General features: G+C 63.9%; 9 protein-coding genes, 1 pseudogene and 1 CRISPR repeat array. Of the genes and pseudogenes, 7 read left to right on the top strand and 3 right to left on the bottom strand.

The features are described 5' to 3' along the window. Positions 1-160 precede the first annotated feature (160 nt). Together rpsG and rpsL are read right to left on the bottom strand one after the other, a co-directional pair. Positions 161-628, bottom strand: coding sequence for a 30S ribosomal protein S7 (gene rpsG / locus CJEDD_RS01935; protein WP_042406236.1), 468 nt, complete (start codon positions 626-628; stop codon positions 161-163). Between the two features lie 3 nt (positions 629-631). After that, positions 632-1,003, bottom strand: coding sequence for a 30S ribosomal protein S12 (rpsL, locus tag CJEDD_RS01930; protein ID WP_042406235.1), 372 nt, complete (start codon positions 1,001-1,003; stop codon positions 632-634). Positions 1,004-1,697: 694 nt separating this feature from the next. Continuing rightward, positions 1,698-10,153: a CRISPR direct-repeat array (repeat unit 28 nt; unit sequence GGCTCATCCCCGCTCACGCGGGGAGCAC). Positions 10,154-10,527: 374 nt separating this feature from the next. On the opposite strand from rpsL, the gene CJEDD_RS01925 reads away from it, so the two are divergent. The 7 genes from CJEDD_RS01925 to cas1e are packed head-to-tail and all read left to right on the top strand — an operon-like array spanning position 10,528 to position 19,196. After that, positions 10,528-13,245: a CRISPR-associated helicase/endonuclease Cas3 gene (locus CJEDD_RS01925; RefSeq protein ID WP_042406228.1), complete on the top strand. Its 2,718-nt coding sequence runs from the start codon at positions 10,528-10,530 to the stop codon at positions 13,243-13,245. A gap of 57 nt (positions 13,246-13,302) precedes the next feature. Then, positions 13,303-15,006, top strand: coding sequence for a type I-E CRISPR-associated protein Cse1/CasA (gene casA, locus CJEDD_RS01920; protein WP_042406226.1), 1,704 nt, complete (start codon positions 13,303-13,305; stop codon positions 15,004-15,006). Continuing rightward, entirely contained in the window at positions 15,003-15,650 is a 648-nt protein-coding gene (gene casB, locus CJEDD_RS01915; RefSeq protein ID WP_273657588.1) for a type I-E CRISPR-associated protein Cse2/CasB, read from the top strand. Before casA ends, casB begins: the two co-directional genes overlap by 4 nt. A 13-nt stretch (positions 15,651-15,663) precedes the next feature. After that, entirely contained in the window at positions 15,664-16,836 is a 1,173-nt protein-coding gene (gene cas7e, locus CJEDD_RS01910) for a type I-E CRISPR-associated protein Cas7/Cse4/CasC (RefSeq protein ID WP_042410215.1), read from the top strand. Continuing rightward, positions 16,836-17,558, top strand: coding sequence for a type I-E CRISPR-associated protein Cas5/CasD (gene cas5e / locus CJEDD_RS01905; protein WP_042410212.1), 723 nt, complete (start codon positions 16,836-16,838; stop codon positions 17,556-17,558). The genes cas7e and cas5e overlap by 1 nt, the downstream gene beginning before the upstream one ends. Next, positions 17,555-18,256: a type I-E CRISPR-associated protein Cas6/Cse3/CasE gene (gene cas6e, locus CJEDD_RS01900; RefSeq protein WP_042410210.1), complete on the top strand. Its 702-nt coding sequence runs from the start codon at positions 17,555-17,557 to the stop codon at positions 18,254-18,256. Before cas5e ends, cas6e begins: the two co-directional genes overlap by 4 nt. Before the next feature lie 49 nt (positions 18,257-18,305). Then, positions 18,306-19,196: a type I-E CRISPR-associated endonuclease Cas1e gene (gene cas1e, locus CJEDD_RS01895; protein WP_198133029.1), complete on the top strand. Its 891-nt coding sequence runs from the start codon at positions 18,306-18,308 to the stop codon at positions 19,194-19,196. A 50-nt stretch (positions 19,197-19,246) separates the two neighbouring features. Here cas1e and CJEDD_RS01890 read toward each other — a convergent pair. Further along, positions 19,247-19,792 (bottom strand): annotated as a pseudogene (locus CJEDD_RS01890) (transposase); the annotation flags it as partial. Between the last annotated feature and the right edge of the window lie 93 nt (positions 19,793-19,885).

Below are 19,885 nucleotides of genomic sequence, written 5' to 3'. Positions count from 1 at the left end.
CGCCTGTGTCGGTCAGTTGTCCTTTGTCGATTCTGCCACTTGATCGCTCACGCGGCAGCATGAGGCCCGGTTGAGCGAAGAAAAACCCGGCAACGCTCTCGCCCCTTGCGGGGGCGGGTATGCAGTTTCCGGGTTTCCATCGTGCGGACCGCGCGGGCGATTACCAGCGGTAGTGGGCGAAGGCGCGGTTGGCCTCGGCCATCTTGTGCGTGTCCTCGCGGCGTTTCACGGATGCGCCGAGACCGTTGGACGCGTCCAGGATCTCGTTGGCGAGGCGCTCCGTCATGGAGTTCTCGCGGCGCTGGCGGGTGAAGGTGACCAGCCAACGCAGGGCGAGGGTGGTGGAGCGGGCCGGCTTCACGTCGACCGGGACCTGGTAGGTCGCGCCACCGACGCGGCGGGAGCGGACCTCGAGGTCCGGACGGATGTTGCCGATGGCCTTCTCGAGGGTGCCCACCGGGTCGGTACCGGTCTTCTCGCGGCACATCTCGAGCGCGCCGTAGACGATGCGCTCTGCCGTGGACTTCTTGCCGTCCTGCAGGATCTTGTTCACGAGCATGGTGACCAGCTCGGAATCGTAAACCGGATCCTTAACGACGGGACGCTTCGGTGCTTGCTGCTTACGCATTGATTACTGTCCCTTCTTCGCGCCGTAACGGGAGCGAGCCTGCTTGCGGTCCTTCACACCCTGGGTATCCAGCGCGCCGCGGACGATCTTGTAGCGGACACCCGGCAGATCCCTCACACGGCCGCCGCGCACGAGCACCATGGAGTGCTCCTGCAGGTTGTGGCCCTCGCCCGGGATGTAGGCGGAAACCTCGATGCCGGAGGTGAGGCGCACACGGGCGACCTTACGCAGCGCAGAGTTCGGCTTCTTCGGGGTGGTGGTGTACACGCGGGTGCACACGCCGCGGCGCTGCGGGGAGCCTTTCAGGGCGGCCGTTGCAACCTTGGCCTTCTTGTCGTGGCGGCCCTTGCGGACCAGCTGCTGAATAGTAGGCATTCACGCTCTTTCTAGTAGCGCGCCCCGCACACACTAGGCCGTACATGAAAAAATGGGGGCTCTTTTCCGGGGCCCTGCCGTTTTACATGAACTACCGTGTGAGCGAGTCGCTTGGAGTTCGTCGTACTTCGCACCGCCAGTCGCGGGCGAAACCTCGATGAATGTACACCGAAGGCTCGTCGTAAAGCAAACCGCGTATCGACGAACCTCCGATTACACTTCTGCGATGAATGGCGCTGCGCTGCGGGAGGTGGCTAGGGAGTCCGTGATTATCCCGGCACGGGCCGTGCGCTCGATGTTTCAGCATCTCCCCCAGCTGGGGACGGTCATCTGCCTGGGGCTCGCCGGCCGGCAAGCCGTGATCTGGCTAGCGTTTTGGATCTCTGGCTTCAACACACTCGCCGCGAACCTGATCATGCCGCTGGCGCCGCTTTCGGTAATGATGTCGCTCATTATCGCGCTGTGGCTGCTTAGGCCGTCGCTGCCGTTTCTTGCGGCGACGTTTCCGGACCGCAAGGAGACCTCCACTCGTACGCGGGTGGTTTCGGCGGGCAGCATGCTCATCTGTTCCTCGCCGTCTACTCCACGCACGGCATGCTCAAAGAGGACCTCGCCGCGTTCCGCCGCGCCGCCACCTACCCCCCGCTCACGCTGGGAGCACCTACCCAAGTTTGACCTCTTCTATACCGTCCAGGGCTCATCCCCGCTCACGCGGGGAGAACCATCTCAAGCGACGCTTGCCACGCCACGCATTCGGCTCATCCCTGCTCACGCGGGGAGCACGAGGTGTGGGACGGGGCGATGTGCCAAGAGCCCGGCTCATCCCCGCTCACGCGGGGAGCACCTGCGAATAGGGGGATTTGGCCGACCAAGTCCCGGCTCATCCCCGCTCACGCGGGGAGCACCTTTCCCACGTTCCATGCGTCACTTCACTTTTCGGCTCATCCCCGCTCACGCGGGGAGCACACCGCCTTCGGCGGTCGGGTTTTGAGTTTGCAGGGCTCATCCCCGCTCACGCGGGGAGCACCTCCGGGCCGCCTGGCCCGGTCGATGCTTCGACGGCTCATCCCCGCTCACGCGGGGAGCACACCTACGGCACGAACATCCGTGACCACTTCGAGGGCTCATCCCCGCTCACGCGGGGAGCACGTCGTCACGCCGCAACGCGGCCGCGCGCACCGAGGCTCATCCCCGCTCACGCGGGGAGCACCTTTCCCACGTTCCATGCGTCACTTCACTTTTCGGCTCATCCCCGCTCACGCGGGGAGCACGCCGGTATCGCCGCGCAACAAGGCGCGGACGGGCGCTCATCCCCGCTCACGCGGGGAGAACGTGGTCGGTGCGTGGTGCCGTGCAGGGCGAGAGGGCTCATCCCCGCTCACGCGGGGAGCACCCGAGCTTGACCTGCACAACGGCCGCGGGAGGGGGCTCATCCCCGCTCACGCGGGGAGCACTCCACGCTGCCGGTGACCTCGCCGGCGGTGTAGGGCTCATCCCCGCTCACGCGGGGAGCACTCCACGCTGCCGGTGACCTCGCCGGCGGTGTAGGGCTCATCCCCGCTCACGCGGGGAGCACCTTTCGCGTGTCGGCGATGTTGACGGGCTGGAGGGCTCATCCCCGCTCACGCGGGGAGCACGTGCTGGGTGATCCGCGCCGTGCCGCCGACGCGGGCTCATCCCCGCTCACGCGGGGAGCACCGTCGCGCTGCGGGTTGTCCGGTTGATGGGTTGGGCTCATCCCCGCTCACGCGGGGAGCACGGAGCAAGTGGCGCACGCCCACCCCGTCGAAGGGGCTCATCCCCGCTCACGCGGGGAGCACTTCCGCGAGTGCTTTCTCGGCGGGTACGCGGGGGGCTCATCCCCGCTCACGCGGGGAGCACTTGTGGGCTGCGGTGGTGATTGCCTGGCCGGCGGGCTCATCCCCGCTCACGCGGGGAGCACTTGTGGGCTGCGGTGGTGATTGCCTGGCCGGCGGGCTCATCCCCGCTCACGCGGGGAGCACGGACATGTCGTGCCCGTACGCCTTGACGCGGGCGGCTCATCCCCGCTCACGCGGGGAGCCCGGACATGTCGTGCCGGTACGCCTTGACGCGGGCGGCTCATCCCCGCTCACGCGGGGAGCACTCCGAAAACACGTCGTGAAGTAATTCTGCTGGGGGCTCATCCCCGCTCACGCGGGGAGCACCCCAGGCCGATACAGCTGATGTAGTCGCCGTCAGGCTCATCCCCGCTCACGCGGGGAGCACTCGCAGAACATGCACGGGTCGCCACCCTCGCCCGGCTCATCCCCGCTCACGCGGGGAGCACCGGACGGGTTCAGGCCAATGGGCTACGTCGAGGGGCTCATCCCCGCTCACGCGGGGAGCACAATCCCGACCCGCGCCCATGATCTGGACGCGGGGGCTCATCCCCGCTCACGCGGGGAGCACACTCTGGGGAATGCGGTGCAGCAGGCGCTGACGGGCTCATCCCCGCTCACGCGGGGAGCACACTAGGTGCGGGTCGGCCCAGCCTTGAGTTTGGGCTCATCCCCGCTCACGCGGGGAGCACCGGTTCGTCTGGCATAGCCCGGGCACGTGCAGGGGCTCATCCCCGCTCACGCGGGGAGCACTGCACAACGTCTTGGGTGCGCAGCAGGCTGGTGGGCTCATCCCCGCTCACGCGGGGAGCACCGGGTCAGCCACACCCAGGTACGCCAGCGTTGGGGCTCATCCCCGCTCACGCGGGGAGCACGCCGGCCGAATTCAGCGCGGAGAACTCGCCCCGGGCTCATCCCCGCTCACGCGGGGAGCACTGTATAAGCAGTTCCCGGACTCGCCGGACAAGAGGCTCATCCCCGCTCACGCGGGGAGCACGTCGGCTCGGTGTTCTATGCCGAGACTCAAGGGGGCTCATCCCCGCTCACGCGGGGAGCACCTTGGGTCTGTGTCGGGCAACGTGGCGTTGTCAGGCTCATCCCCGCTCACGCCGGGAGCACTCGCCATTCCTTCGCCCCGGTGCTGGGGCGCGTGGGCTCATCCCCGCTCACGCGGGGAGCACATGCCCGAATTCACCGACCCGCCGTTCCCGTCGGGCTCATCCCCGCTCACGCGGGGAGCACGACCCCGCGAGCGTTGAAGAAGCGGTTCGCCGCGGCTCATCCCCGCTCACGCGGGGAGCACCACTCATTGGTCGTCTCCTTTTCGGCTGGGAGGGGCTCATCCCCGCTCACGCGGGGAGCACGGCGTACGCCTCTGTCTTTGACACCGTCGATAGGGCTCATCCCCGCTCACGCGGGGAGCACCATGCCAACCGTCCCTGTGAACCGTGGGTCGTCGGCTCATCCCCGCTCACGCGGGGAGCACGGCCTTGAACTGCTGCCGAACGGGGAGTTCCGGGGCTCATCCCCGCTCACGCGGGGAGCACTTCACGATCAGCACGTGGGCCATCGCGGTCTTGGGCTCATCCCCGCTCACGCGGGGAGCACTTCTTGTAGGTGCCCGTATCCCCACCGTACGAGGGCTCATCCCCGCTCACGCGGGGAGCACGTGCACAACCGTGGCCGGTGCGGGCTGGTGGCGGGCTCATCCCCGCTCACGCGGGGAGCACTCACGACGGCGATCCGCGGTTGACGCAGCACATGGGCTCATCCCCGCTCACGCGGGGAGCACGACGGCCTGCGTGAACGTGTCTACTCGAAACGGGGCTCATCCCCGCTCACGCGGGGAGCACCAGGCCGTCGTGTGCGCCGGCGTTTCGAGTAGGGGCTCATCCCCGCTCACGCGGGGAGCACTCGTCAGACCGCGGCACCGCCCAACCCGCCACCGGCTCATCCCCGCTCACGCGGGGAGCACCTGCCGAAGGACTCCATCCGTCGTCGCGCGTCGGGCTCATCCCCGCTCACGCGGGGAGCACACACGGGCCGCTTCGAGCTTGTCGGCGGCCATGGGCTCATCCCCGCTCACGCGGGGAGCACGTGAAGGGCACTGGTGCGGCCGCGTTGACCGGGGGCTCATCCCCGCTCACGCGGGGAGCACGGAAGCGCTTGACCTGGAACCGGCTGTGATTACGGCTCATCCCCGCTCACGCGGGGAGCACCCGGGGAGGGGGCGCTCAAGGTCGGCCAATGCGGGCTCATCCCCGCTCACGCGGGGAGCACGTGATCAACGCTGTCGACCAGAAGCTAGTGCAGGGCTCATCCCCGCTCACGCGGGGAGCACACAGACACCCGAAAGAGAGAGACCACCACCATGGGCTCATCCCCGCTCACGCGGGGAGCACAGAATCATGGTGACGGGTTCTTGGGGCCGCTGGGGCTCATCCCCGCTCACGCGGGGAGCACCTGACGGCGAAGATGTCTGGGTCGCTGCAGGGGGGGCTCATCCCCGCTCACGCGGGGAGCACCTCTAGTCCTGCGGCGTATTCAGGCCTTGTCTAGGCTCATCCCCGCTCACGCGGGGAGCACCTCTAGTCCTGCGGCGTATTCAGGCCTTGTCTAGGCTCATCCCCGCTCACGCGGGGAGCACGTGGATCTGCTGGTGGACGAGGGCCTGGGTGTGGGCTCATCCCCGCTCACGCGGGGAGCACCACGACATGATCATCTGCCACCGCAGGGTGCTGGGCTCATCCCCGCTCACGCGGGGAGCACACGCCCGCACGAATCACGGGCCGGAGATGTGGAGGCTCATCCCCGCTCACGCGGGGAGCACGACCTGGCGGTTGATGATGGAGACGTCGATGAGGGCTCATCCCCGCTCACGCGGGGAGCACTCGTTCCTTTGGTTCTTGTTTAAATGGTTCTTGGGCTCATCCCCGCTCACGCGGGGAGCACTGAGTGGGAGATAGGAGTGGCGGAACCGTAATGGGCTCATCCCCGCTCACGCGGGGAGCACCCCGGGTTCACCCCGGCCTTCTTCTTCACCCTGGGCTCATCCCCGCTCACGCGGGGAGCACGAGCATTGTTCGTGCCGTCCGCGAAGGCGATTGGGCTCATCCCCGCTCACGCGGGGAGCACGCGTTCGCGGCGGCGCGGGTGAGGACACCGTCCGGCTCATCCCCGCTCACGCGGGGAGCACTCCGGTTTCGATTACATAGATGGTGTCGCCGGGGGCTCATCCCCGCTCACGCGGGGAGCACCAACCTAGGAGGTTTGAGCAATGTCCAACCCCGGGCTCATCCCCGCTCACGCGGGGAGCACGTCCCGGCTTCCGGTTACAGACCGGCCTGGTCGGGCTCATCCCCGCTCACGCGGGGAGCACTTCATGGGCGATCTCCTCCCGCGTCAGGGTTGGGGCTCATCCCCGCTCACGCGGGGAGCACGTCGGGTTTGACAGGTTGTTCAACGCGCAAAAGGGCTCATCCCCGCTCACGCGGGGAGCACTTGGGTTCCGGGCCGCGTATCGCGTTCGGCTGGGGCTCATCCCCGCTCACGCGGGGAGCACTTATGCCCAAAAGGAGGCGAATTGTGACGACTGGGCTCATCCCCGCTCACGCGGGGAGCACGAAACCTTCACGCCAGAATCCAGCAGGGCTTTGGGCTCATCCCCGCTCACGCGGGGAGCACCCGCCCGCCCCGTCACCCTGCCGGTCTACACCGGGCTCATCCCCGCTCACGCGGGGAGCACGCGCTGCTTGCCACCAGGTGTGGTGCGCGGGGTCGGCTCATCCCCGCTCACGCGGGGAGCACCTCATGGGCGATCTCCTCCCGCGTCAGAGTGGGGGCTCATCCCCGCTCACGCGGGGAGCACGGTCGATGGTGGCCTGGTCGAGCTGGTCAGGGGGGCTCATCCCCGCTCACGCGGGGAGCACCAATGAAGTCAGACTTCACGGTCTTGTTGCGCTGGCTCATCCCCGCTCACGCGGGGAGCACCGGATGGTGCCGGTGCCGTAGCCCTGCGCAGTCGGCTCATCCCCGCTCACGCGGGGAGCACGTTGTCCCAGGTGTAGACGTTTTCCAGGGTGGCGGCTCATCCCCGCTCACGCGGGGAGCACGGAAGGCCGGAAGTTCGCCACGGGGAATGAGGGGGCTCATCCCCGCTCACGCGGGGAGCACTGCATTCGGTTGTCCGCCGCGTCACGGGCGGCGGGCTCATCCCCGCTCACGCGGGGAGCACCTTGGTTTGCTCGGGGTACGCCCTCGAGGGAACGGCTCATCCCCGCTCACGCGGGGAGCACGCGGTGATCAGACCACGGGTGTAGGCCATGATGGGCTCATCCCCGCTCACGCGGGGAGCACAAACTCCACGATCTTCTTCACCTCGGCCACAACGGCTCATCCCCGCTCACGCGGGGAGCACTGGGCTGTGGGTTTGGCTGCGGCTGGTACTGCGAGGCTCATCCCCGCTCACGCGGGGAGCACTGCATCCGTCGCATCTTTCGACGCGTCCTGAGACGGCTCATCCCCGCTCACGCGGGGAGCACGCGAGGGCTAATCCGTTGTTGGTGGCACGCCAGGGCTCATCCCCGCTCACGCGGGGAGCACGCGCTGTTTCTTCTCGCAGATTTCAATAGCGCGGGCTCATCCCCGCTCACGCGGGGAGCACTTTGTCTGTCCGCTAGTCCGGGCAGCTAGTGTGGGCTCATCCCCGCTCACGCGGGGAGCACGTGAACGTGAACTCTCTCACTGTCAAACCTCTCGGCTCATCCCCGCTCACGCGGGGAGCACGCCGTCTACTTCGTCCGGGTCGTCGAAGTTCAGGGCTCATCCCCGCTCACGCGGGGAGCACGCATCCATGGCCGCCAGCGCCTGCTCGTTGTACGGCTCATCCCCGCTCACGCGGGGAGCACCCCGACAATGTAGCCACCCGCGACCCGCTCGGGGGGCTCATCCCCGCTCACGCGGGGAGCACGCCGAGGGTGTCCACGAGCAGCGTGTCGAGGCGGGCTCATCCCCGCTCACGCGGGGAGCACAGTTGTTGTCGGCGGGGCAGCAGCTACTGCCGGGGCTCATCCCCGCTCACGCGGGGAGCACGAGAAGGCCGAAGCGTCGTCGCGGGAGTCGTCGGGCTCATCCCCGCTGACGCGGGGAGCACATCGCCATGCTGGCCTGCGACGCCGACATAGCGGGCTCATCCCCGCTCACGCGGGGAGCACAGGGGTATGTCCGTGAGTCGCGTGAGGAGACGGGGCTCATCCCCGCTCACGCGGGGAGCACTGGCAGGCCCGCAAGGTTGGCGGGGTGGTGGAGGGCTCATCCCCGCTCACACGGGGAGCACCTGGCGGGGCGGTCACTTTGCCGTCCGGTGCGCGGGCTCATCCCCGCTCACGCGGGGAGCACGACTTCGACCAGGCTGAAACGTTCCAGGCCAAGGGCTCATCCCCGCTCACGCGGGGAGCACTTTTTGGTTTCGAGGTCGAGCAGCCAGTCCTTGGGCTCATCCCCGCTCACGCGGGGAGCACTGCAGCGGTCGGGTCGCGCTTGGCGACCATGCGGGCTCATCCCCGCTCACGCGGGGAGCACGCCCCCAGCAGCAGTTGGGCAGGTGGGCATGTTGGGCTCATCCCCGCTCACGCGGGGAGCACGCCTCCTCCTTCACCGGGGCGACAGACTGCGCGGGCTCATCCCCGCTCACGCGGGGAGCACTTTGGCGTCGCCCATGCGCTGCATCACCTGGATGGCTCATCCCCGCTCACGCGGGGAGCACCCGAGCACGGCTTCAACCATGTCGATGATTCGCGGCTCATCCCCGCTCACGCGGGGAGCACCACAAGGGTTTCTGCAGAAAGTCGACGATGGCGGGCTCATCCCCGCTCACGCGGGGAGCACGGCCGGTGTTGAACTTTGCAAGCACTGCGGACAGGCTCATCCCCGCTCACGCGGGGAGCACCATAATCAATGCTCATGGTGAGCCTCTCGGTAGGGCTCATCCCCGCTCACGCGGGGAGCACTCGGTATTCGATGTGCTGGTTGATCTGGTGGAGGGCTCATCCCCGCTCACGCGGGGAGCACCTTTGGCGATTTCTTGGGGTGTCGCGCCGCCGGGGCTCATCCCCGCTCACGCGGGGAGCACGCGAGGTCTTTCGTCATCCAAGCCATTTACGGGGGCTCATCCCCGCTCACGCGGGGAGCACGTCGGGCACGCTGGCCCACTCCGGGTTGACGACGGCTCATCCCCGCTCACGCGGGGAGCACGTGGGTGGTGCCGCGCTCGAGGCAGGTAACACGGGCTCATCCCCGCTCACGCGGGGAGCACTTTTTGGTTTCGAGGTCGAGCAGCCAGTCCTTGGGCTCATCCCCGCTCACGCGGGGAGCACTCAAGCTCATGCTCCTGCCGCTCAAACCGACGAGGCTCATCCCCGCTCACGCGGGGAGCACGCGATCATCTCCCGCGAAACCCTCGACGACGGCGGCTCATCCCCGCTCACGCGGGGAGCACAGCCTGACCGATGACGGCCCCAGCCGAATGGACGGCTCATCCCCGCTCACGCGGGGAGCACCCGTTTGGTGAACCAGAGATCCACGACCTCGAGGGCTCATCCCCGCTCACGCGGGGAGCACCCGAAGTCCACCACAAGACCGCCGACTACCAGGGGCTCATCCCCGCTCACGCGGGGAGCACGGGGCACATTTTCGTAACACCCCGTCACCTCGGGGCTCATCCCCGCTCACGCGGGGAGCACGACCCCGCCGCCGACGGACACTCCCACAGCGCGGGCTCATCCCCGCTCACGCGGGGAGCACGGCTGCGCTCGGCTCGACGCTGATTGTCGCCGCGGGCTCATCCCCGCTCACGCGGGGAGCACGGATGTGGAGCAGGTGGACATTCTCACCGGCGGGGCTCATCCCCGCTCACGCGGGGAGCACGTCGGGGATAAGGAGAAGCGCAAACTCAAAGTGGGCTCATCCCCGCTCACGCGGGGAGCACAGCCCGTCCATCGAGGGTTCGCCGCCGGGCATGGGCTCATCCCCGCTCACGCGGGGAGCACGAGATCCACGACCTCACTTTTGACCAGGTGGAGGGCTCATCCCCGCTCACGCGGGGAGCACTATCGCGCTAAGGGGTTGCGCGTCTAGCTCAAAGGGCTCATCCCCGCTCACGCGGGGAGCACGCGACCTGCCCGGACAGCTGTTTGCGCGCCACCGGCTCATCCCCGCTCACGCGGGGAGCACGCCGGTGTGCGGTCAGGGGCGTGTTTGGTGGGGGGCTCATCCCCGCTCACGCGGGGAGCACCCTTCCCGAGCTGGGGGAAGAGAGGCCACACATACCTTTTTCGGACAACTTTTGAGCGTCACCGATGCTACCCCGCTGACGCGGGGATGTGAGCCGATCGCACAAGAACGAGGGCTCATCCCCGACTAGCGGGGATCAACTAAACATATTGCAGCACGGCAACTTACCCCAGTCCACGAAAAATAAACTCGTTATTGTGGGATTTAGGGTTGCCCCATCCCGCAAGGGACGCTATCCTTTTCAGCAGAACCACTATCAGCCCAGCCACCTACCGATAGGAGCAGAGCATGGAGGGTCGACACGAAACCCCCCAGTTCGAACATTCTGTTCGAACGCCCACCAACTTCCCGCCATTCAGTAAGCAAACTCGCGCCATGTGGGCGAAATCAGGGGACGAATCCGGTAACCTCAGCCTTCCCCAGCACCTCATGGACACGGCCGGGGTGGCGGCGGTGGTTTATGACACGTGGGTCGCAGAACCAATTAAGCGTCGACTAACCGAGGGGCTAAGCCTCAGCGACGACCAAGTTCGAGACCTCTACATATGGCTCGCAGGCGTGCACGATTGCGGCAAGGCCTGCTTAAAGTTCCAAACCCAACTCGAGCAAAAGGGTGGTTTTGAGCATCTGGTATTCAACCTGACCGATGCGGGTCTCCCACTTCGCGTAGGGGGTCTGGAGAAGACCCTGACGAAGATGCCGCACGGAATCTGCTCCGGAGTTCTCATCCTGAATTGGCTCATGGAACAGGGGTTTGATTACCCAACTGCAGAGCTGCTTTCATCGGTCGCCGATGCTCACCACGGCGTACCTTCACCAGTTGAGGATCGGGACCGCATCGAAACCATTTTGTCGGCCTACCCAAACGAGTGGCAGGAGGTTCACCGCGAGCTACTGAACACTATGGCCGAAGCCATAGACGTCCAGAGCACCCTTGAAACTCTGAAAACGAATAGCCTGAACGATGCAGCGGCGATACAACTGCTTACCGGTCTCGTCGTCATCGCCGACTGGATCGCGTCCAACCCAGAAGCATTTCCTATGGTGGTCACGGGCACCCAGGAAGAACGCGTCCAGCTGGGAATGCAAGCGACAGACCTGACGGCGCCTTGGAGCGGGAGGGCGATCGACGGAGACGTCGATAAGCTGTATCAAAGCTCCTTCGATTGGCCCGACCACTACCGCGCACGGAGTGTGCAGGCTGCAATGGTTGAGGCCGCGAAGACGGTCACCGAACCCACACTAATCATCCTCGAAGCCGAGACAGGCGTAGGAAAAACGGAAGCCGCGCTCGCTGCGGCACATGTCATCGCGAACGCCACGGATGCACAGGGCATTTATTTCGCAGCACCGACGATGGCCACCGCTAACGGGTTGCTCGAGCGGACGATCGCATGGACGAAGAACACGACCGAGGCGGAAGCTGTGGCGTCTCTTTACCTCGCACATTCGAAGAACCAGCTCTCCCAGCCGTACCAACGACTGCGGTTCAAGGGTATTGGCGAGGACTACCCCACCGGCGACAATGTGGTGGCAAGCTCGTGGATGAGCGGGCGCCGCCGGGGGCTGCTTTCAAACGTGGTCGTGGGCACCGTCGACCAAGTGCTCATGATGGCGCTGCGGCAGCGGTATTCCATGCTGAGGCATGTCGCGCTTGCTGGAAAAATCATCATCTTCGATGAGGTGCACGCCTACGACACATACACCTCCGACTACCTCGAAACCACCCTCGAGTGGCTGGCGCATTACGGAGCGACCGTCATAATGATGTCAGCGACACTGCCCCCAGATCGCAGAAACGCTCTGGTAAAAGCGTACACCGGACAGGAAGTCGCGACCCCTTCCCACTCCTACCCACTCATCACTGTGGCCTCGGGGTCGAGTCAACACAGCATTGCGCCAGAGCCCAGTCCCACGAACCTAGAGGCCACGCTCGAGGTCATTGAAGATTCTGATGAAGTCCTCCTGCGTGAGATGGAAGCTTTGCTTAACGACGGCGGCGTGGCCCTCATCATCTGCAACACCATCGCCCGAGCACAAGAGGCCTACACGGCTCTCCTGCAGTCCTTCCCCGACGAGGTTGAACTCCACCACGCAGGATTCATGGCGTGGGAGCGTTCAGAGAAAGAGGACCGCTTACGCACCGAGCTCGGCCCCGGGGCACATCGGGGCGAAAGCAGGCCGCACCTCAAGATTGTGGTTGCCACCCAGGTCGCAGAGCAGAGCCTGGATATCGATGCTGATGTTCTCATCACCGACATTGCCCCGATGGATCTGCTGATTCAGCGCATCGGGCGCCTGCACCGCCACGACCGCCCGTTGACGGACAGGCCGGCGGCCCTGCGGGAGCCGCGAGTGTTTGTCCGAAGCATCGATTCCCTCACCCCGCACCCGGTACTGAATTCCGGCGCCGAAGCGATCTATGGGGCCAAGGTCCTGCTTTCAACCATTCTCCACCTACCGGATACGTTCAAGCGCCCCGACGATGTCGCCCCGCTTGTCCGAGCGGTCTACGCGCCTGAGCAAGAGGTGCCGGCCGAATGGGTCGAAGAATGGGAGAAAGCAGAAGTTCTGAATCAGGCGCGCCAAGAAGCGGCGCACAGCCGCTCTAAGAGCTTCCGAATCAAATCACCGAATGAGTGCTCGAGGTTGAGTGATCTCTTTGGGGATCTTCAGCGAGCCGCCGTTCGCCTGGGTGATGAAGAAATCGGTGCAGCACAAGTGCGCGATGCGGAACCGGCCGTGGAGGTTATCCCCATCCTCGGCAGCGAAGAGGAGTATGCACCTCTTGGAACCGATTGGGTGATTACCGGAAACCCCGAACTGAACTACCGCCAGGCGCTTCACCTCGCTTCGAGCACAGTGCGCCTTCCTGCGCGAATGACCAGGTACGACCATGATTTCAACGACGTGGTCGGGTCTCTCGAGCAGCTAACGCCAACGGCTTGGAACAAGCACTACCTCCTCAAAGGTCAGCTCGCGCTCCCACTCAACGAGGACGGCGAAGCAGAGCTAGGCCGGTTCAGGGTTCGTTACTCCTCGGAACTCGGAATCGAAATTCTTAGCGACGGGCAAGGGGACAATGTCAGCTAAACCCGTACCGTATTCCCCGACCCCACCTGCTACCCGTGACAGAAAGGAGAAAGCGAAGTGACAACGTCAGACAATCAGCCGTCGTTCGATCTCCTAGAGCAACCTTGGATCGTCTGCGAGACCACTGACGGCATTGAAACATTGAGTATCCGCCAAGTTTTCGACGGCACATCATCCCCCATTCGGATCCTCGGCGACTCCCCCACCCAGGACTATGCGGTACTCCGCGTACTGCTGGCCATTTTCTGGCGTGCCCACCTCGGCGAGCCCGCAAAAGCTCGGCGGTGGGAAGAATGGTTCATCAACACACGCAAGCAGCTTCTCGACGACGGCCGCGATGACGCCGTCCTGGAGTACCTCAACACGCACCGGGATCGATTCAATCTCTTCGACACCACTGCTCCCTTCATGCAGGTGGCGGCTCTGGACACGACCAAGTCCACGCGGCAACCCGTCTCACGCATCTTGCCTGATGCGGAGCAAGACTATTTCACGATGCGCACGCACGAAGGCCGCTCAAGTTTGACGTTTGCCGAAGCTGCGCGCTGGCTCATTCACACCCAAGCCTATGACTACTCCGGTATCAAATCCGGCGCAATCGGCGATCCTCGTGTGAAGGGTGGAAAAGGTTACCCGATCGGCACAGGCTGGGCCGGGATGACCGGCGGCACCGTCATCCAAGGCCGCACCCTGCTGGAGACGCTGCTACTGAACAGCACTGAGGACATCCTTTCTCCAAGCGCCGCTGACGATCTGCCGGCCTGGGAACGCGAACCTGATTCAGCAGCTCAGCGCAACGATCGCGCAGGCAAACTCGCCGATCCTCCAGCGCCGGCGCCTAAAGGTGCAGCCGATTTGGCAACTTGGCAGTGTAGGAGGATCCGCCTGTTCCCGGAGGGAGACCAGGTTGTCGCCGTGCTAGTGAGCAATGGTGACCGCATCCCCGATGCGGGGAAGAACGCGTTTGGGGATCCGATGACCCCATACCGCTTCAGCAAGAACCAATCCAAGAAGGGACAGTTGGCCTTCTATCCGAAACCGTACGATGCGGAGCGCACAATGTGGCGGTCACTGGACGCACTGATTGCTGCTCAGTCGGATCCCGGTTTTTCAGATACAGACCGAGCACCTCAGCGGCCAAGTAACTTGATCAATTTTGCCTCGATCGCCCGGCACCAGCGCTCCAACGAAGTCGCGGATGTCCACATCGTGTCGATGGGATACGGGCCACAGAGTTCGTCGATAGGCACTGTGGTGACGGGAAACATTGGATTGCCTCTTTCCCTGCTGCAGGATGACCGCCTGTCCCGAGTACACCGCCAATACGTCCGAGACGCCGCTGAAGCGACCAAGAATGCCGCCATCTCGCTCGGCTGGTTCGCAGGTCAACTCGAGGTTGCGGCAGGCGGCGAGTACGTCTTTGACGCTGACGCAGCCGACAGCCTGTACACCCTCTTGGAACCACTCTTCCTCGACTGGCTGCGGAACCTCAACCTGGAGGAAATTGAGGAAGAAGGTATCGGTTGGCAGCGCCGGATCCGCGAGCATCTCTTCCGCATTGCGGATGAGAAAGTGCGCGGAGCGGGACAAAAGGCGCTGGTCGGGCGAGTGGTCGATGCCGGAGAGGACGGCGAGGGGCGCGTGGTCAGCGCGGGGTCCCTATACCGCAGTCTGCAGTATCGAATCAGCAAAGACCTCCCCCTTTTGCGGGAGCACGAGAAAGAACAGCGCGAATTGCGCCAGAAAGGAGACCAAGCATGAGCAGTCCAAATCTGCGATTCAGTGTGGCCAACACCGCAGCCCGCCTGCAAACCAGTTACTTGGAACGACCCGACTCAATCGAAGGAACGGAAGCGCGCCGAATCCTCGCAGAGCTGCGCAAAAGTGCGGCGCGCGAATTCGGAACTGATCCCCTCGCACTTCAACTGGTGCTAAGTGTGCTCACCCCTACATTGAGCGAAGGTGAGATCGGGCGTGGGGACGCCCCTTCCCCGTCCGAATCCGCGGCATACTACGCCCTCACACTCTTTGCCGCACACATGCAAAGCGCAACCACCCCGGCGCACACCGAGGACCGTTCATTTGCACGAGCCTGTGGCCGCCTGCACAGCATCAGTGACTCGGCATCTCTCAAACCCCGATTCGACGCGATGCAAACCGCACGCGACGAAACGTCGCGGCTCCTTCACCTTCGCACTTTGGTTTCATTGCTGAGGAACAAAAAACTCGCTTTCGATTACGGCGCGTTTGCCCACGACTTGCGCAGCCTGCAAAACCCCACGCGTCGCGATGGCGTTCTCCTGCGCTGGGGCCGCGACTACGCGGTCGGCATGCTCCGCCCGTCCCAGCAGGACGAGCAACTCTCCGACAACGAACCCACTGACCTCCCCGCCGCTTCCTCCTAGAAAGGCATTCACCATGTCCCTCATCATCGACATCCACGCTCTACAGACCATTCCCCCGTCCCTGATCAACCGCGACGACACCGGAGCACCCAAGACCGCAGTCTTCGGCGGCGTACCGCGCCAGCGAGTTTCCTCCCAGTCTTGGAAGCGGGCGATTCGCCGTTACTTCGAGGACCAGTTTGATAGCGGTTTGGTCGGGGACCGCTCGAAGCGCCTTCCAGAAAAGATCGCCCGCCTTCTCGAAAAGGAGGGGCTCGATCAGGCCGAAGCGATCGCTCGGGCTGAAAAACTGTTCAAGGCAGCTGGAATCAAGACCGAGGTGGACAAGAAGCCAAAGAAGGCTGACCCCGAGGCTCCGGAGCCAAGCCCCTACCCCCGCACGAGCTACCTCATTTTCCTGAGCCAGCAGCAAGTGGATCGCGCGGTGCAGACGCTTCTTGAGCGCGGGGATGAGAAGATCTCCAGCGCTGACGCTAAAGCAATCCTGGACACCAACCATTCGGTGGATATGGCGATGTTCGGCCGCATGGTTGCAGATGATGCCGCGTACAACGTTGACGCAGCCGTGCAGGTTGCGCACGCCATCGGCATTCACGGATCCACCCCGGACTTCGATTACTTCACTGCGGTGGATGACCTCGCCGAGGAAGGCCAGGAGACCGGCGCGGGCATGATCGGCACCATTCAGATGATGTCCTCCACTTTGTACCGCTACGCGACAGTCAATCTCGATGGGCTGGAGAAGAACCTCGGCTCTGCTGAGGTCGCGCGCCAGGCAGCGGGACAATTCATCGAGGCGTTCATCGCGTCGATGCCCACGGGCAAAATCAACACTTTTGCCAACCAGACGCTTCCTGAGCTGGTGTACGTGGCCATTCGGGACACGCGACCTGTCTCCTTGGTTAACGCGTTTGAAACGCCCGTACTCGAGGAAACCCACGGCAGCTTCCAGTTCGAAACTGGGGCGAAGGGTGAATCCAAGTCGCGCCGAACCGTCGCAGCTGAGCGACTTGCGCAAGAGGCGCGGGTCGTCCAGGAGGTCTACGGTTTCGCACCGCGCGCAGCTTTCGTAATGGGCATGGGCGACCTCGCCGCTCCGTTCGAGGGGATTGCTGAAAGCACCACGCTCGCTGGTCTCACGGAACGTGTGGACGATGAGCTGAACCGTCTCGCAGGTGATAGCTAGTGTCCCACTCACTATTGCTCCTTTTGAAGGGGCCGATGCAATCATGGGGCGACGAGTCTCGGTTCAAGATTCGGGCTACGGCCACCACTCCAACCAAATCCGGCATCGTGGGTCTCATCGCTGCGGCGCAGGGACGACGGCGCACGGACGAGATCGAGGATCTCGCAGCACTGAACATGGCGGTTCGCGTTGACCAATCCGGCAGTCTATTGCGCGATTATCAGACAGCGCAGGAATGGCAGACCAAGCCGAATGAACCAGCTCAGTTGGTTACTCGCTACTTCCTGTCCGACGCGGCATTCCTCGCCGCAGTTGAGTCAGATGACCGGGCACTGCTCGAGAACATCGCCGAAGCACTAAGATCACCCGCGTTTCCGCTCTTCATGGGCCGCCGATCGTGCCCGGTGCACCCGGGGCTGGTCGTTGGCGTAACCGATAGTGGTGGTGAGCAGTCGTTGCGTGACCACCAACATTGGTACGCATCCGCGCAGCACAAGAGGCAGTCACCGCAACAGGTCTCGCTCGCGTTGTACCGCGACGCTTTAGCTGGCGAGTCGGGCGGCGTTCCGCGTCAGGATGTTCCTCTCTCCTTCGACCCGCAACATCGTCGCTACGGATGGCGTGACGTGATTCGGTGCGAGGACGTCGTGCTCCACAATCCTGAAGGAAAGGAACGATCGTCTTCGCGGGATATCTACTTTGAAACGGTGATGCAAGCATGAGCACACTGACAAGGATTTCCATCAATCCAGCTCGCAGAAACGGCCGCAAACTGCTCACTAACCCGCAGGCGATGCACGCTGCAGTTCGCGCTTCCTTCCCACCGGATATCTCTGAAGACGAAGCCCGTGTGCTCTGGCGAGTTGATCCGCACGACCACGAATCCGTCCTGTATGTCGTCGGGCCCGAGAAACCCACGGGCGCCGTGATCGTCGAGCAAGCTGGGTGGGAAAGCCGTCCGGCGCAAACCGCCGACTACGGCCGGTTCTTAGATTCCCTGATGAAGGGGCAGCGCTGGCACTTCGAGATCGTCGCCAACCCCACCTACTCCGAACCAAACGGAAAACGGGGAAAGGTCAAGGCACACGTGTCCGCGAGGCATCAGCTGGACTGGCTGTACAAACAGGCACCCAAGGCGGGTTTCGCGCTCGCTCCGCGTGACGACGACCCGTGCACCGATGAAGAGCGCTCCCGCTGGGCCGTCAGCGATGCTCCTATGGTGATGGAGCGGTGGACCGACACTTTCGGGAAGGGGAATGAATCTCGCGGGTCGCGCAATCAGGTGCGCATCGCGAAAGCGCGATTCTCCGGCACCCTTGAGATCACCGATGCGGACGCAATCCGTCATGCTCTCACCCACGGCATCGGCCGCGCACGCGCTTACGGTTGTGGCCTGCTCACTCTGGCACCGGTGAAGTAAGTTGGCAACACCCCAAGAGCTGCCGATCACCCGGCACGCTTTGGCGCAGATGGGAGACCGAATTTCTTTCCTCTACGTTGAGCGCGCAACGGTGAATCGAGACGGGAACGCGCTCACCATCACTGATCAGCGTGGCGTGGCACATGTCCCAGCCACTCAGCTGGCGGTACTCCTCCTTGGCCCTGGAACCCGAATCACGTATGCGGCAATGGCTTTACTTGGAGATGCTGGCACTTCTACGGTTTGGGTAGGTGAGCGTGGTGTTAGGTATTACGCCAGCGGCCGGCCACCTGCTAAGTCCTCGCGCATGGCTGAGCTTCAAGCTGAGATTGTTTCCCACCAGAGAAAGCGTTTGGACTGCGCAAAACGGATGTACGATCTCCGTTTTCCGGGCGAAGATCTCACCGGTCTCTCGATGGCCAAGCTTCGGGGCCGCGAAGGAGCTCGTATGAAGAAGGTGTACGCCGCCGAGGCTGCGCGCACCGGAGTGTACTGGGACCGCAGGAGCTACGACCCGAATGACTTTGACTCCTCCTCACCGATCAACCAGGCACTCACCGCAGCGAGCGCTGCCCTCTACGGCATAGCCCATGCCGTTGTTGCGGGGATGGGCTTCGTTCCGGCGCTTGGGATCATTCACACCGGCACTGACCGCTCATTCGTGTACGACATCGCGGATCTGTACAAGGCAGAAATCGCTATACCGGCTGCCTTCGATGCCGTCGCTCGTAATGAAGGTCAGCCCGCGATTGTTGTCCGAAGAATTATGCGAGACGCGGTTGTCGAAAGGCGACTCATGCAGCGCATGGTCCGCGACCTCAAATTTGTCATGAGCGTGCCTGAAGACGAACCCTTCAGCGACGCCGAGTTGATGCTGTGGAGCGAGCTCGAAGTCATCGCCTCAGGCGTGAACTGGGCAGACGACGAGGTCCGTACGTGATTGTCCTTGTGGTGACCGCGTGCCCCGCCGGTTTACGGGCTCTTCGTGTTTTAGAGTGCGTTGATCTTGGGTTGGAGGCCGCCGGAGTGAATCAGGCAACGCAAGATGTAGTGGTTGATGTTGCGGAACCCTAGCGCGATGCCGCGGAGGTGTTCGAGACGGCCGTTGATGGCTTCGACCGGCCCGTTGGAGGCGCCGATATCGAAGAACGCGAGGATGTCGGTGCGGCGTTTGTGCAGGCTTCGCCCGAGTTGGGTCAGCTCTTGAAGCCCGGCCTGACGAAGCCCGCGGAGCCGGTTGATCAGCCTGCGCATCTTCGTTTTCGCACGGCGCTTGTTGGGGTCTTCGTAGCAGTCGATGATCTCCTGGTACACCAGCCATGTCTCTTGCAGCACCGCGTAGTCATCGTCGTAGTTGAACAACACATCCAAGCGGTGCTGCTGCTCGCCATTAAGCAGACCGGTGCGGGTGAGCATGGTGCGACGGTTTTTATATAACGGGTCGTTGGTCCTGCCGCGCCTGCCGTAGGTTTCACGCTGCAGCCTCTGACGGCACGCGGTGACTTTGTCGGCTCTTCGTGTTTGGGAGTGCGTGGGTCGTTTTTCGGGGTGCTTGGGTGTGGCACAAGATGTGGGGGTCCTTGCTGGGTTAAGGATTTAGGTGTTCAAGCCAATCCGAACTCAACAAGG

Source organism: Corynebacterium jeddahense, from assembly GCF_028609865.1.
In the GTDB taxonomy this organism is placed as follows: domain Bacteria; phylum Actinomycetota; class Actinomycetes; order Mycobacteriales; family Mycobacteriaceae; genus Corynebacterium; species Corynebacterium jeddahense.
Note: the sequence above shows the minus strand (reverse complement) of the source record. Positions and strands in the feature narration are given on the sequence as shown.

Coding starts and splice junctions, on each gene's coding strand:
- rpsG (WP_042406236.1), bottom strand. CDS start 628: ATGCGTAAGCAGCAAGCACCGAAGCGTCCCGTCGTTAAGGATCCGGTT.
- rpsL (WP_042406235.1), bottom strand. CDS start 1,003: ATGCCTACTATTCAGCAGCTGGTCCGCAAGGGCCGCCACGACAAGAAG.
- CJEDD_RS01925 (WP_042406228.1), top strand. CDS start 10,528: ATGTGGGCGAAATCAGGGGACGAATCCGGTAACCTCAGCCTTCCCCAG.
- casB (WP_273657588.1), top strand. CDS start 15,003: ATGAGCAGTCCAAATCTGCGATTCAGTGTGGCCAACACCGCAGCCCGC.
- cas7e (WP_042410215.1), top strand. CDS start 15,664: ATGTCCCTCATCATCGACATCCACGCTCTACAGACCATTCCCCCGTCC.
- cas6e (WP_042410210.1), top strand. CDS start 17,555: ATGAGCACACTGACAAGGATTTCCATCAATCCAGCTCGCAGAAACGGC.
- cas1e (WP_198133029.1), top strand. CDS start 18,306: ATGGGAGACCGAATTTCTTTCCTCTACGTTGAGCGCGCAACGGTGAAT.